The organism is Luteibacter pinisoli (assembly GCF_006385595.1).
Taxonomy (GTDB): Bacteria; Pseudomonadota; Gammaproteobacteria; order Xanthomonadales; family Rhodanobacteraceae; genus Luteibacter; species Luteibacter pinisoli.
Genome location: NZ_CP041046.1, coordinates 275403 through 289319, shown reverse-complemented (window position 1 = coordinate 289319; position 13917 = coordinate 275403). Strand labels below are relative to the sequence as shown.

At 64.4% G+C, this 13917-nt stretch carries 13 protein-coding genes; 9 read left to right on the top strand and 4 right to left on the bottom strand.

The genetic code is table 11. The features are described 5' to 3' along the window. Positions 1–24: 24 nt before the first annotated feature. From FIV34_RS01285 to FIV34_RS01275, 3 genes are read right to left on the bottom strand one after another with little or no spacing between them, the layout of a single operon-like run. Complete coding sequence (locus FIV34_RS01285; RefSeq protein WP_139978903.1) at positions 25–1209, bottom strand: hypothetical protein; 1185 nt, start codon at positions 1207–1209, stop codon at positions 25–27. A gap of 1 nt (position 1210) precedes the next feature. Next, complete coding sequence (locus FIV34_RS01280; RefSeq protein ID WP_170207490.1) at positions 1211–1633, bottom strand: ExbD/TolR family protein; 423 nt, start codon at positions 1631–1633, stop codon at positions 1211–1213. Further along, positions 1630–2334 carry a MotA/TolQ/ExbB proton channel family protein gene (locus FIV34_RS01275; protein ID WP_170207489.1) on the bottom strand — a complete coding sequence of 235 codons (705 nt, stop codon included), beginning with the start codon at positions 2332–2334 and terminating at the stop codon, positions 1630–1632. The genes FIV34_RS01280 and FIV34_RS01275 overlap by 4 nt, the downstream gene beginning before the upstream one ends. A gap of 177 nt (positions 2335–2511) precedes the next feature. On the opposite strand from FIV34_RS01275, the gene FIV34_RS01270 reads away from it, so the two are divergent. The 7 genes from FIV34_RS01270 to FIV34_RS01240 all read left to right on the top strand — a co-directional run bounded on the left by FIV34_RS01270 (position 2512) and on the right by FIV34_RS01240 (position 10131). Further along, positions 2512–4155 (top strand): multicopper oxidase family protein, encoded by a 1644-nt coding sequence (locus FIV34_RS01270; protein ID WP_139978897.1) that lies wholly within the window; start codon positions 2512–2514, stop codon positions 4153–4155. 180 nt (positions 4156–4335) lie between these two features. Next, a complete protein-coding gene (locus FIV34_RS01265; protein ID WP_139978895.1) occupies positions 4336–6372 on the top strand; it encodes an alkaline phosphatase family protein in 2037 nt (678 codons plus the stop codon). A 74-nt stretch (positions 6373–6446) separates the two neighbouring features. Next, a complete protein-coding gene (locus tag FIV34_RS01260; protein ID WP_139978893.1) occupies positions 6447–6881 on the top strand; it encodes a DUF3617 domain-containing protein in 435 nt (144 codons plus the stop codon). A 76-nt stretch (positions 6882–6957) separates the two neighbouring features. Next, complete coding sequence (locus FIV34_RS01255; RefSeq protein WP_170207488.1) at positions 6958–7146, top strand: DUF3606 domain-containing protein; 189 nt, start codon at positions 6958–6960, stop codon at positions 7144–7146. Between the two features lie 202 nt (positions 7147–7348). Continuing rightward, the gene (locus FIV34_RS01250) at positions 7349–8929 is read left to right on the top strand and encodes a Gfo/Idh/MocA family protein (protein ID WP_139978889.1); all 1581 of its coding nucleotides are present in this window, start codon (positions 7349–7351) and stop codon (positions 8927–8929) included. Between the two features lie 384 nt (positions 8930–9313). Beyond that, positions 9314–9862, top strand: a complete 549-nt coding sequence (locus tag FIV34_RS21155; RefSeq protein WP_246058714.1) for a P-loop NTPase family protein — start codon at positions 9314–9316, stop codon at positions 9860–9862. Positions 9863–9903: 41 nt separating this feature from the next. Next, entirely contained in the window at positions 9904–10131 is a 228-nt protein-coding gene (locus FIV34_RS01240) for a DUF3820 family protein (RefSeq protein WP_139985569.1), read from the top strand. Positions 10132–10147: 16 nt separating this feature from the next. On the opposite strand, the gene FIV34_RS01235 is transcribed toward FIV34_RS01240, so the two are convergent. Continuing rightward, on the bottom strand, positions 10148–11218 hold the full coding sequence (locus FIV34_RS01235; RefSeq protein WP_246058713.1) for a LacI family DNA-binding transcriptional regulator: 1071 nt from the start codon (positions 11216–11218) through the stop codon (positions 10148–10150). 296 nt (positions 11219–11514) lie between these two features. Here FIV34_RS01235 and FIV34_RS01230 point away from each other — a divergent pair, with 296 nt between their 5' ends. Next, a complete protein-coding gene (locus FIV34_RS01230; protein ID WP_139978887.1) occupies positions 11515–12705 on the top strand; it encodes a Gfo/Idh/MocA family protein in 1191 nt (396 codons plus the stop codon). Further along, a complete protein-coding gene (locus FIV34_RS01225; RefSeq protein ID WP_139978885.1) occupies positions 12702–13907 on the top strand; it encodes a nucleoside permease in 1206 nt (401 codons plus the stop codon). Before FIV34_RS01230 ends, FIV34_RS01225 begins: the two co-directional genes overlap by 4 nt. Positions 13908–13917: the final 10 nt, after the last annotated feature.

The window sequence follows — 13917 nt, the reverse complement described above, 5'->3', positions numbered from 1 at the left end:
GCTATGGTGGCGCGCTACTGGGCGCTACTGGGCGCTACTGAGCACCAGCGAGAAAAACATGACCTGGGCGCCGTTGTACAACTTGAAGAGCAACCGATGGCGCCCGGCAGAGAGTCGAAGGCGCAGCTTGCCCTCGCTCAAGTTGTAGTCGGCGATTTCCCGCCTCATCGACCGCGCATCCACCATGAACCAGGGTTTCACCGGCGCGCCGCCCTTCCAGACCAGCTGGTCGTCTACCCACAGCTTCGCGTCGTCATCGGCCCCGACCCAGGCCCAGATTTCCATGTCGCGATCAAGACTCAGCTCGGTGTATCCGTAGTAGATGGCGCTTTCGGCGGGATCGGGAAGGAACATCGGGTACTCGCTGGCCTGGACGTAGCGCCATGTAAGCGGACCGAACTTGCCCGCGTAGGTGCCATCCAGGTCGACCGCTATTTCGGGCAGCTCCGCATGATCCAGGGGGTGATCGCCGATCGCCTCGAACGGCCCCACCACATACCATGTGTCGACATACACGCGATTGGCATACGTGCCACCGGCGCCCACGCTGCGGCCCCCGGCCGCCCGGACCGGCGCATCAAGCGGCGGGATGGTAGAGAAGCGACCGCGTGGAACGATATCCGCGCCGCGACTGCCACCCGAGGCAACCTCGAACGGCGTCAGGCGGGTGTCTCCTGCCGTGCCGAGTAATCGGGGGCCCCCCGCGCCGCTTTTGGAGGCCGCCCCAGCAGTCGATGCGCCAGCGGGTGAAGCCGCCTGAAGCTCACGTGCCAGCGTGGAGACGATCTGGCTCTTGAGTTGGGCCAGTTGCTCGAGTGCCTGCGCCTCCGTGTGCGGCATCGTCGGTAGCGGCGGCAGGTCGGCGTGCGTTTGCTTCAGGGCCTCGTAGCGCGTCCGCGCTTGCGCCAACGCCGCTTGTGCCGATTCAGCCGGCTGGAGCGGGGGTGGCGTGGGCCCGTGCGACCGCTGCGCGAGGGCGGTCTCGGCCGAGGCCATATCGTTCAGGCGCTGAACCGCCGCGGCCTGGAAGGCTGCGTTGCGGGTCGCATCCACCCGCTTTCGCGCCGCCTCCGGCGAGGGTGGCCGTTGCGCCAGGTAATACACGAGGCCCAGCACGAGGGCGTGCGCCAGGATGGACCAAAGCACATCGCGCGCCGGGTTGTCATGGCGGACGGGGCGATAAGGGTCCCACGACGATCGCGTGGCCATATCAGTCCCGGACGTGGACCGCGAGATTGGTGAGTCCCTCGAACGCACACATGTCCATGACGCTTACGACATCCTGGAACTGTGCGCGACGATCCCCGTCGATGCGAACAATCGCGTGCGTATCGTGGGCCGCCAGATCGCGGAGACGACTCTTAAGCTGCCCTTGCGTTGTCGCAACGCCGTCGACGTAGATGGCTCCGTCACGCGCGACGGTGATGAGCACGCCCGTCGACGACGCCTCGTCGGCGCGAAAGGTCGCTGCCGCCTTGGGAAGATCCACCGGGATGGATCGATTGCGCTGCTTGTCTTCGTTCTGCTTGAAGGTGGTCGCCACCATGAAGAACATCAGCAGGAAGAAAATGCAGTCGATCAAGGCCACCAGGCCGATCTCCGGCTCCTGGTCATCGCCCAGGTCGATCCTCACGGTGTCGCGCCGGCCGTCGTACGTACGAAGTGGGTGCGCAACAAAGCGCCTGCCTGCCGTTCCAGCTCGAGACCAAAGGCAGTGATGCGGTATTTGAAGCCGTGGTAGAAGGCCAACGCCGGAAGCGCGACGCAAAGGCCGGCGGCCGTATTGACCAGCGCCTTGGAGATCCCGCTCGCCAGCAACGCCGGATCAATCGGACCGTTCAGGGCAAGCGCGTGGAAGGCCTCGATCATGCCGGCAACGGTGCCCAGCAGCCCTACGATGGGCGCGACGGTCGCGATGATCGCCAGGGGGTAGATGCGGCGCAGATGTTCGCGAAGCTCGATGGAGGCGATGTCTTCCACCCCTTTGGTGACGCTCACCAGGTCGAGCGAACGATAGGCCAGCATGTAGTGCAGCATGCGCGAAAGCGTGCTCGAGTGGCTGGCGAGCAATGTCTCGGCCTGGTCGAGCTTGCCTTCCTGCCACAGGGCATCCGCCCTGCGCGCCAGGCCCTCGGGGACCACGAACTTCCTGCGGACGTGGCGGACCCGTTCGATCACCACCCATAGTGCGATCACCGACATCGCAAGCAGGACCACGAGGGCTACACCTCCCTCCCTCAACGGGCCGACGCCATCGAATCCCTGCGCATGGGCGGGTGACGCCAGGACCGCCGCAAGCGCAGGGATCATGGTCAAGCCATAGCGTTTGGCCATCGGTGTTTCGTGCATAGGTCGCCTTACCGTTTGTGAAGGTACCAGCGCTGACGTGTCTACTATATCCATAGTAGATAGACAGGCGCAAACGGGGCCGGCCGTGCCCGCCGTGACATGTCTTTGTCATTTAGCGGACCTACGTTGGATTGCTCGACAGGCAACCAACGATAATTTCCCATGGACAATGCTCGACGCCGTTTCCTGGGCGTTGCCGGCGGATTCGCCGGTACGTGCGTCTTGATCGATGCCTTGCGCGTGGCCCAGGCCATGGATATGCCGATGGCCATGCCGATGAAGCAGCGGATGGCCATGCCGGGCCTGGCCGCGCCCAACGTGCCGCTGGTGAACCCTGTGACCATGGCAAAGTTCGTCGATGCCCTGCCGGTGCCACCGATCGCCCTGCCCACGGGCAAGCGTACTCACGCCGCGTTCGGGAGCCGGCCGTTGCCGTTCTACCGCATGCCCATGCGGGCCTTCAGTGCCCGGGTGCACCGGGACCTGCCGCCGACACCGCAATGGGGTTACGCAGGGTCAACACCGGGCCCCACGATCGTGACGCGCCGTGGCGAACCGGTGCTGGTGGAATGGGCCAACGAGCTCCCCACCCGCCATTTCCTGCCTATCGATCACGGTATCCATGGCGCGGAGAAATCCAAGCCAGACGTTCGCACCATCACCCATGTGCACGGTGCGCGCGTGTCCGCGCCGAACGACGGCTGGCCCGAAGACTGGTACGTGCCGGGAAAATCGTTGACCGCCCTCTACCCGGGCGAACAGGACGCCACCACCTTGTGGTACCACGATCACGCCATGGGCATCACGCGGCTGAACATCTATGCCGGCCTGTTCGGCAGCTTCCATGTGCACGACGACGACGAGCGGGCCCTGGGATTGCCTTCGGGCGAGTTCGATATTCCGTTGATGCTCTACGACCGCCTTCTCGCCAGGAGCGGCGCGCTCTACTACCCGGTGTCGGACGATCCCGAGGCGCCCTGGGTGTCGGAATGCCGCGGGGACGCCGTGCTGTGCAATGGCAAGCTGTATCCGTACCTTGACGTGGAGCCGCGCCGCTATCGGTTGCGACTGACCAACGTGGCCAACACCAGCTTCTTCAACCTGTCGCTGTCGCATGGCAAGCCGTTCCAGCAGATTGGCAGCGACCAGGGGTTGCTTGCAGCCCCCACGGATCGCCTGAACATCGAACTCTACCCGGCCGAACGTGCCGAGGTGATCGTCGACTTCAGCGCTTATGCGGGCCAGTCGGTGCAGCTACGCCACCAGGCCGACGGCATCGTCGAATTCCGCGTTCGCGCCAAGGGTCGCCCGGATACCTCGGTGGTACCGGCCGCGTTGCGTCCGGTCCAGCGCATCGATCCTTCCACGGCGGTGCAGGACCGCGTGCTCGCACTGGGCGAGCAGGACGATTCGGGCGGCAATCCGATGACGATGCTGCTCGATGGAAAGATGTGGAGCGATCCCATCAGTGAAAAGCCCAAAAAGGGCACGGTGGAAACCTGGACGTTCGTGAATGTGACGGGCGACGCGCATCCCATCCACCTGCATCTCGTGCGATTCCAGGTCCTGGAGCGCCGTCCATTCGACCTCTTCGCGTGGAACGCCCGGAAGGAACTGAAGTTCACCGGGCCATCGATACCACCGGCCGCGCACGAAGCCGGATGGAAAGACACGGTGCGCTGCGACCCCGGGATGGTCACGCGCATCATCACGCGCTTCGACGGCGAGCCGGGCAAATACGTCTGGCACTGCCATTACCTCGAGCACGAAGACAACGAGATGATGCGTCCCTACGAACTGGTCTGAGCAACGATTGTTCGCAAGATCTTGCGTTGACACGTGAGTGTCATCACACCCTGACGCATTGTCGCCGCCATGCCAACGATTCGTCACATGCGGGGCAGATGCTCACTGCGGTCGACGGGCCACCCATAACCGCGGTCGACAAGCATCAGGGGGAAGACTTCCAGTAGGGAGAAATCGCAAATGGTTACTTGGTTGCGCCGCACGCGGCTCACGCCGTTGTTGATTGGTGCGCTTTCCGTCGGCCTCGGCGGCGTCGTCAGCGCGCAGGACACCACTACGCCCGACCACGATGCGCAGTTCCGCCAGAATGTGCCCGTAGCTCCCTTCAAGCACCAGGCTGGCCCTCCCGGCGGCATCGTCGTACTGCACAAGCCGCCCCACGGCCAGGACAACAGCGGCAATACCGTGACGCCGATCAAGCACGTGATCCTGCTGATTGGCGAAAACCGCACGTTCGACCACGTGTATGGCACCTACACCGCGCCGAAGGGGCAGTCGGTGGACAACCTGTTGTCCAAGGGCATCGTCAATGCCGACGGCACGCCGGGTCCGAACGTGGACCTTGCCACGCAGTTCATGGCCTCGAGCACCGGCAAGTTCGACATGTCGCCGAAGAAGGCCGGCAAGTACAAAACGCTTCCGCAGATGAACACCGGTGGCGCACCCACCGCGGCACCGTTTGCTTCCGCCGCGCAGGCGGAGGCCATCGAGCCGGCCTTGCCCGATGGCACCTACGACATGCTCGCTGCCGGTGGCACGGGCCTGCCCAACGGCGTGGTCGATACCCGTTTCCCGGCGAAGCTCGTCAACGCGCCGGTGGATATGCATGCGTCGATCAGCTACGACGCCTACGCCAACAGCCCCGTGCATCGCTTCTTCCAGATGTGGCAGCAGCTCGATTGCGACACGAAGGCAGCCACCGCCACTAACCCCAGCGGTTGCCGCAACGATCTGTTCCCCTGGGTCGAGACGACCATGGGCGCGGGCAACAACGGCGCGCCGCTGCCGGCGAACTTCAACGACCAGACCACCGGTGAAGGCTCCACCGCCATGCAGTTCCTGAACATGGCCCAGGGCGACGCGCCCTACTTCAAGGAACTGGCCGAGAAATATGCGCTGAGCGACAACTTCCACCAGTCGGTGATGGGCGGCACGGGTGCCAACCACATCATGCTGGGCTTCGGCACCCTGATCTACTACGCCGACGCCAACGGCAACCCGGCCACCCCTCCGGAAAACCAGATCGAGAATCCGGACTCGCAGTTCGGTACCAACAACTGGTGGGTGCAGGACGGCTACGGCGGTGGTTCGTACGTCAATTGCGCCGATGAAAGCCAGCCGGGCGTGAAGCAGGTGAAGAACTACCTGCGCTCGCTGCCGTACCTGACGTTCAAGGGCACGGACTGCAAGGCCAAGGCCTACTACCTGGTGAACAACTACAATCCCGGCTACATGGGTGACGGCACGCCGGCGCCGCTGGGGGCCGACCAGTTCACCATCCCGCCGACCACGCAGGAGAACCTCGCGCTGCTGCTGGAGAAGCACAAGGTGTCCTGGAAGTACTACGGCGAGGGCTTCGGTGGCGGCAAGGAAGACGGCGAGGCCGGCACCTTCTGCAACATCTGCGATCCCTTCCTGTACTCCACCCAGGTCATGACCAACCCGGATCTTCGCGCGAAGAACCAGGACATCAACGACCTCTACGACGACATCCAGAACAACACGCTGCCGGCGGTGTCCATCGCCAAGCCGGACGGCATCCTGGATGGCCATCCGGCTTCGTCGAAGCTGGACCTGTTCGAAGGCTACGTCCGCAAGATCGTCGAGATGGCCAAGGCCAATCCGAAGGTGTGGGATGACACCGTGATCATGGTGACCTTCGATGAAGGTGGTGGCTACTACGATTCCGGTTACATCCAGCCGATCGACTTCTTCGGCGACGGTACGCGCATCCCGCTGCTGGTGGTGTCGAAGTACTCGGTCGGTGGCAAGGTCGTGCACACGTACTACGACCATGTCTCGTTTGACAAATTCGTCGAGGCCAACTGGAACCTGAAGGATCAGATCTCCGCCCGCAGCCGCGACAACCTGCCTAACCCGGTCTCGTTCAAGCAACGTCCGTATGTGCCGGTGAACGCGCCGGCCATCGGCAACCTCATGGACATGTTCAACTTCACCAGGAAGGATGTCAGCGATACCACGGCGATCGCCGACTGATCCCCTGCGGTTCACTCGGTACCGACCCTGCCCGCGAAAGCGGGCAGGGTTTTCGTGTTGAAAGGAGCCAAAGAATGATGAAGCGTTTATCGCCCAGGTTTGCTGCCGCCGCGTGCGTACTTGCCATGACAGCGGCCGCACCTCTCCGCGCGGATCCCGGTGACTTCGGCGCCATGCCCGGGCTGTGGAAGATCCTGGTCCGGCACGTGACCAACGGCAAGGCCGGTGCACCGGAAGTGCACTGGCATTGCGTCGATGAAGGTGCCGATCCCTGGGCCACGTTCGCCGCGTGGACGCCTGCGGTAGGCGAGTGCAGCGCCACGGACCAGCAGCGCCGCAGTACCTCGCTGGCATGGAAGCTCACCTGCAAAGGGGCATCGCCGGCGTCGGCACACGTGGATTTCGACAGCGCCAAGCACTACACCGGCAGCGTGACCATGGAGGGACGCGGCGAGGTGACTCAGGTGGAAGGCGCCCGCTACGCTGCGTGCACCAGTCCGCAGGATTGATGCGTGACACCTCCCGTCGTCACACGTGGATAACCCCGACCCTGTCATAGGTGACCCTCGCCTGAGGGCACCTGTCGTGAACACCCATATCTTCGTGGCCGCACCGGCCGACCTCACAAGGGTCAATGTCTGCCTGCGCTCCGACATCCGCTATTGGACCCGCGTCCTGGGGGTTAGCGAGGAGGCGCTCAGAAAGGCCACCATGAACGTCGGCGACCTTTCGTGGAACGTCCGGGCCGAGCTGCGCAGGAATCGACGCAGGTAGCGGCAATCCCGCGCGAATAGCGCCTCCATCCCGGCGTCTTCCTTCGCCATCCTGTTGCAGCTACCCCATCCAATCCCTTCGCGCCCCTCCGATTGGATCGATTGAATCTCCGCGCAATATGCGATATGAACTCCGACTGCCTTCCTGGGCTCGGGCTTCGCTCCGAGCGATTCCTGATAGCCAAACGGAGATCGCAGCGCATATGTCGGACACACCGAAGCTCGATAACGAGACGCAAGCCGCAGCCACAGGGGAGGCAGCCAGCGACACTCAGGGGAACATCAAGCTCTCCCGCCGCAACTTCCTCGCCGGCACGGCCATCGCCGCGACCGGCTTGTTGATCGTGCCCCGTCATGTGCTGGGCGGCGTCGGCCATACCGCCCCCAGCGACCGACTCAACATCGCTGGCGTGGGTGTCGGCGGCATGGGCGGGAACAATATCCGCGCCCTCGCCAGCCAGAACATCGTCGCCCTGTGCGATGTTGACTGGGGCTACACCGATAAGAATTTCCACAAGATGTTCGCCGACGTGGGGCAGATGCAGGCGAAGCTCGACAAAGCGCCGACAGCCGCCAAGCGGAAGGAACTGCAGGACCGGATCGACCAGACCAGGCTCCTCGCCAAGAAGTACGACTCGATCAAGCGCTACACCGATTTCCGCCGGATGCTCGAGCAGCAGAAAGACATCGACGCGGTCGTCATCGCCACGCCGGACCACCTGCACGCGACCATCGCCAGCGCCGCCATGGCCCTCGGCAAGCACGTGTACGTGCAGAAGCCGCTCACCTGGTCGGTGTTCGAGGCCCGCGAGATGGCCCGCAAGGCCCGGGAAAATCCGAAGCTGGCCACCCAGATGGGCAACCAGGGCCATTCCACCGACGACACGCGCCTGATCCACGAGTACATCGACGCCGGCGCCATCGGCGAAGTGCGTGAGGTCCACGCCTGGACGAACCGGCCGCTTGGCTACTGGCCGCAGGGCGTGCCACGCCCGCAAACCGTACCGGCGCCTTCTGCAACCAGCTGGGACATGGATGCGGTGAACGCGCGGCTCGCCAATGCCATGGCGGGCAACTATCCGAAGCCGCAGGGGCTGGAATGGGATCTCTTCCTGGGCCCTGGCCCCGAGATCGACTACCACCCGCTCTATCATCCGTTCAACTGGCGCGGCTGGGTGGACTGGGGCATGGGCGCCCTCGGCGACATGGGCGCGCACCTGATCGATTCGCCGTTCTGGTCGCTCGACCTCGGCTTCCCGACGTCCATCGAGACTGTCTCGACCCCGTTCAACAACGCTTCGTACCCCACCGGCACCATGACGTACTACGACTTCCCCGCCCGTGGCGAGAAGCCGCCGGTACGGCTGACCTGGTACGACGGCAACCTGCTGCCCCCCGACCTGGAGGCGCTGGGCGCCGGCCAGATGCATGACGGCGGCACGCTCTACGTCGGCTCCAAGGGCAAGCTGGTCCACGAAACCTACGGTGATAACCCGCGCCTGTTGCCGCAGTCGTTGCACGATGCCGTGGGCACGCCGCCCAAGAAGTTCGCCCGCGTCACGACCTCGCACGAGATGAACTGGGCGAATGCGTGCAAGGGCATCGGCAAGACCACGTCGCCCTTCGAGTACGCCGCGCAGCTGACGGAAGTGATGCTGCTCGGCATCGTCGCCCTGCGCACGGGCCATCGCATCGAATACGACGCACAGAACATGCAGGTCACGAACATCCCGGAGGCCAATCAGTTCCTCCGTCGTGAGTATCGCGCGGGCTGGACGCTTTAAGCTCGACCAAGCAAGGTGCTATCTGGAGGCTCCTGATGATGGATCGGATGGCACCTTTCCTGGTTATCGGTACGGTGGTCGTACTTCTCCTCGCACGGTTTTTTCGAGGCGCAAGGCGACCACCGAACCCCAGATTCATCTGTGGCAAGTGCCGCAAGCTCTCTCCCCACAACCATCGCACCATCGGTGCATGGCGCGCAGGCAAAGAGACGTTTTTCTGCGGCGCGTGCCATAGGGCTTGGCTGGCTACGCAGCCTCATCTCCCACCCGAGAGAGCTATGCCGCGCGGGCAGGCCACCGGATGCTTTGGCGTCGTGCTGTGGCTGGTCGCCATACCGGCTATGTTGGCCATCGGTCTGGCCATTCGATAGCAGGTTGCGTGCCGTGATCCATCTTCCATCCCTGGACGAGCTGAGCCAACGGATCTGTATCGTTGGCCCCTCCAGTAGCGGTAAGTCGACGCTTGCCGACGCCATCGGACGCCACGCCGGCCTACCCGTGATCCACCTGGACCAGCTGCACCACCTGCCCCATACGGCGTGGCAGCCGCGTCCGCGCGAGGCGTTTCACGCCCTGCACGACGCCGCGATCGCTCAGGATCGCTGGGTCATCGACGGGAATTACTCGTCCTGCATGCCGCAGCGCATGGCGCGCGCTACGGGGTTCATTCTCCTCGATGTGCCCACCCTGACCAGCTTGCGCCGCTACCTTCACCGAACTCTGTTTGAGCGCCGACGCATCGGCGGCCTTGAGGGCGCGCCCGAGCGTGTCCGCATGGACATGCTGCGCCATATCGTCGTCGCCACGCCGGCTAACCGCGTGCGCTATGGGACCATGTACGATGCGCTCCCTCTGCCGAAGGTGCGGCTGTCTTCCACACGGGCAGTCGATGAGGCCTACGCGTCCTGGCAGCTCGAACGGGAGTGCCCGTAAGAGATCAGCCGGAGCACCGCAATGACCCCGTGGAGTCACCCCTGAAACCCGAAGACCTGAAAACCCTCGTCACGCTTGCCATGCCTTACGGCAAATACAAAGGGCGACTCATCGCCGACCTGCCGGGCGCCTACCTTGCGTGGTATGCCCGCAAGGGCTTCCCGCCGGGGCAGCTGGGCGTGCTGCTGGCCCTGGCGCTGGAGCTTGATCACAACGGACTGAAGGGCCTGCTTGATCCGCTACGGACGGATCGCAAGCCACCTCGCTAGTGCGATAGGCGGTGCATCACCGTAGGTAAGGCCCGGTCGACCCCCGCACCACCAACTCGGCGGATAACACCCGCTTCCGCGTCGGCACTTCGGGCTCGTTGAGCAACTCGATCAGCATGGTCATGGCTTCTCGGCCCAGCGCGTTCTTCGGCTGCGATACCGTGGTCAGCGGCGGCGAGGTGTAGCGGGAATAGCGGATGTCGTCGAAGCCCACCACGGAGACGTCTTCCGGGATGCGCAGGCCATGCGAGATGAGCGCGCGCATCGCGCCAATAGCCATTTCATCATTGGCGCAGAACAGCGCGCTGAAGGACTGGCCTTGCGCGAGGAACATCTCGACGGCGCGCTCGCCGGCTTCGATCGAGAAATCGCCCACGGCCGTGAGGGCGGGGTTTAGCGCGATCTTCGCCCGCTGTAGCGCCAGTTGGTAACCCTGCTCGCGGTCGACGCAGATGGGGCTCGACGCGGGCCCGGCGACGAAGGCGATATCGCGGTGTCCCAGGGTCACCAGGTACTCGACGGCCGTGGCCGCGGCGGCGACGTTATCGACGTAGACGCTCGAGATGGCGCTGTCCTTGACGTACTCGCAGGCGTTGACGAGCGGCAGGCGGCCCTCCATGGGAATCGCCGGCACGCGGTGGAACATGGTGATGATGCCATCGGCTTGCCGGGCCGCGACCATGTCGGCATACGTCTGCTCGCGCACGAGGTTGCTCTGGGTTTCGCCCAGAAGCACCGAGTACCCCTTCTCGAAGGCAACCTGCTCGATGCCGCGGATCACTTCGGAGAAGAACGGGTTGGTGATGTCAGGCAAGAGGGCAATGATCAGTCGCGTCCGCGCGGTGCGCAGATTGCGCGCCAGCGCATTGGGCGTGTAGCCGAGGCGCTTGACCACCTCGTGAATACGCAGGCGGGTTTCCTCGCTCACCATCTCCGGGCGTTGCAGGGCACGCGAAACGGTTGCGACTGAAACTTTCGCGGCGGCGGCAATCTCCTTCACCGTACGCACGCGCACAGGCTGCGCCGCAGCATCGGCGCCTGGCGCCTTACCCGCCTTCGGTTTTCGCCTTGATCCGTCGTCACTCACGCGATTTTCATCCCTCTGCCTGCCCGTGATGCCTCGCCCGACGGCCACCGACCACGCCGCGATTATGCTGCATTGCAATGTAATGGATTACATAAAATCGTTGCAGGTGTCTTTACCTGTCTGATACATATCTTGGCATGTTCAGGCCGCCCTACCCACTGGCGGCCCGGGGAAACCAAGCTACTCCACGCAGCAGACGGGCCTTTCGCCCGGTCGCCACGCGGATGTAATCGAATACATTTTGGGAAGAACATGGCAAGCCAGTCGATATCGACAAGCGCCGGGATAACCGGACCATGAAACTTGGCATGGGCCTCGTCGGCCCCGGCTTCATTGCCGCCCACCATCTGGATGCCGTGCGCCGCCTGGGCAACGTCGAGGTGGTCGGCATCGCCGGCTCCAGCCTCGAATCCGCGACAAAGCGCGCGCGAGAGCTCAACGCCGGGCGCGGCTATGCGGACTACCACGAACTGCTGGCCGATCCGGCCGTGCACGTGGTGCACAACACCACGCCGAACCACCTGCACCGCGAGGTCTCGCTGGCGGCACTGCGCGCCGGCAAGCACGTCATCTCCGACAAGCCGCTGGCCGCGACGATGGAAGAGGCGCGCGAGCTTTACGAAGCCGCACGCGCCGCCAACCTCGCGCATGTCGTCACGTTCAACTATCGCGGCTACCCGCTGGTGCAGCAGGCACGCGCGATGATCGGCAAGGGGAAGATAGGCCCTGCCGTCTTCGTGCACGGTTGCTACCTGCAGGACTGGCTCACCGACGAGCGGGCCTACACCTGGCGCCTCGATCCCAAGCTCGGCGGCGCCAGTTCCGCGCTCGGCGACATCGGCTCGCACTGGTGCGACCTGGCCGAGCATGTCACCGGCGCGCGCATCACCGCCGTGCTGGCGGACCTACACACCGTGGTGCCCGTCCGCGAGGTCCCGGCCACATCGGCCAAGGCCTTCACGGGCAAAGCCACGAAGGGCACGCAGAAGCGCAAGATCACCAGCGAGGATCTCGCCACGGTGCTGTTGCGCTTCGACAACGGCGCGCGCGGCTGCGTCACCGTCGGCCAGGTGCTGCCCGGCCACAAGAACGACCTGCGCCTGGAAGTGAATGGCCGCGAGGCCTCGCTGGCCTGGCGCCAGGAACAGCCCAACGAGCTGTGGATCGGCCATCACGCGAAGCCGAACAAGGTGCTCACGCGCGATCCGGCGCTGCTCGATCCTGCTGCCCGCGCCTACGCCCACCTGCCCGCGGGCCATCCCGAGGCCTGGGCGGACGCGTTCCGCAACGTGATCGCTGACGCCTATGCGTGGATCCAGGGCGGCGCGAAGCCGAAGGCCAAACCGATCGCACTACCCACGTTCGCCGACGGCTACCGCAATAGCCTGGTGGTGGACGCGATGCTCAAGAGCCATGCGGCCGGCGGCCTCTGGCAGCCGGTGGAAGATCCACTCGCACCCACACGTACAACGAGGAAACGCGGATGAAATGGCGCCTTAGAGTCATGATGCTGTTCGAGTTCGGGATCTGGGGCGCGTGGTACGTCACCGTCGGCACCTGGCTTGGCAAGACGCTGCATTTCACCGGCACCGAAATCGGCGCCGTCGCGGGCACCACGGCCGTCGGCGCGATCATCTCGCCGCTGTTCGTCGGGCTGCTCGCCGATCGACTGTTCGACACCCGCCGCGTGCTCACCCTGCTGCACCTGCTGGGTGCGGTCTTGCTTGCCGTCGCCGCGCAGCAGACCACCTTCACGATGGTCTATGTGCCCCTGCTGGCTTATAGCCTCTGCTACATGCCGACGCTGGCGCTCACCGCCTCGCTCGCCATGCGCCATATCAAGTCGCCGCAGGAAGAATTCGGCGCCATCCGCGTGTTCGGCAGCATCGGCTGGATCCTGGTCGGCCTGGCCGTCGGCGCCTGGGGCGTGGAAGCCACGGCCTCCCCGCTGCTGCTGGCCGCCGGCCTTTCGGTGGTGATGGCGGGTTACTGTTTCACCCTGCCGCCGACGCCGCCGTTGGCCCGCAACACCCGCTTCGAAATGCGCCATGTGCTGCCTTTGGAATCGCTGCACCTGCTCCGCGAGCGCTCGATGGCCGTGTTCGCCCTCGCCTCGTTCCTGATCTGCATCCCGCTGCAGTTCTACTACGCGTTCACCAACCTGTTCCTCAATGAGGCCGGTGTGGTCAACGCGGCCGGCAAGATGACCGGCGGCCAGATGTCCGAGCTGTTCTTCATGCTCCTCATCCCCTGGTTCTTCCGCCGCCTGGGCGTGAAGTGGATGCTCGCCGTGGGCATGCTGGCCTGGGTGGTGCGCTACGGCATGTTCGCCTTTGGCGGCTCCGGCGAGCTCATGTGGATGTTGTGGCTTGGCATCGTCCTGCACGGCGTCTGCTTCGACTTCTTCTTCGTGGTGGGCCAGATCTATATCGATCGTGAAGCCCCGCCCGCGCTGCGCGCGGCTACGCAGGGCCTCATCACCTTCCTCACCTACGGCCTGGGCATGTTCGTCGGCTCGTGGCTCTCCGGCGTGGTGGTGGAAACCTACACCCGCAGCGACGGGACGCATGACTGGCACGGCATCTGGGTTGTCGCCGGCGCCTTCGCGGCCTTCGTCTTTGCGCTGTTCGTCTTGCTCTTCAAGGATCGCAAGGTCCCCGCCCCCGCTGCCGTTGTCGGCACCCACTGATTCGGGATAA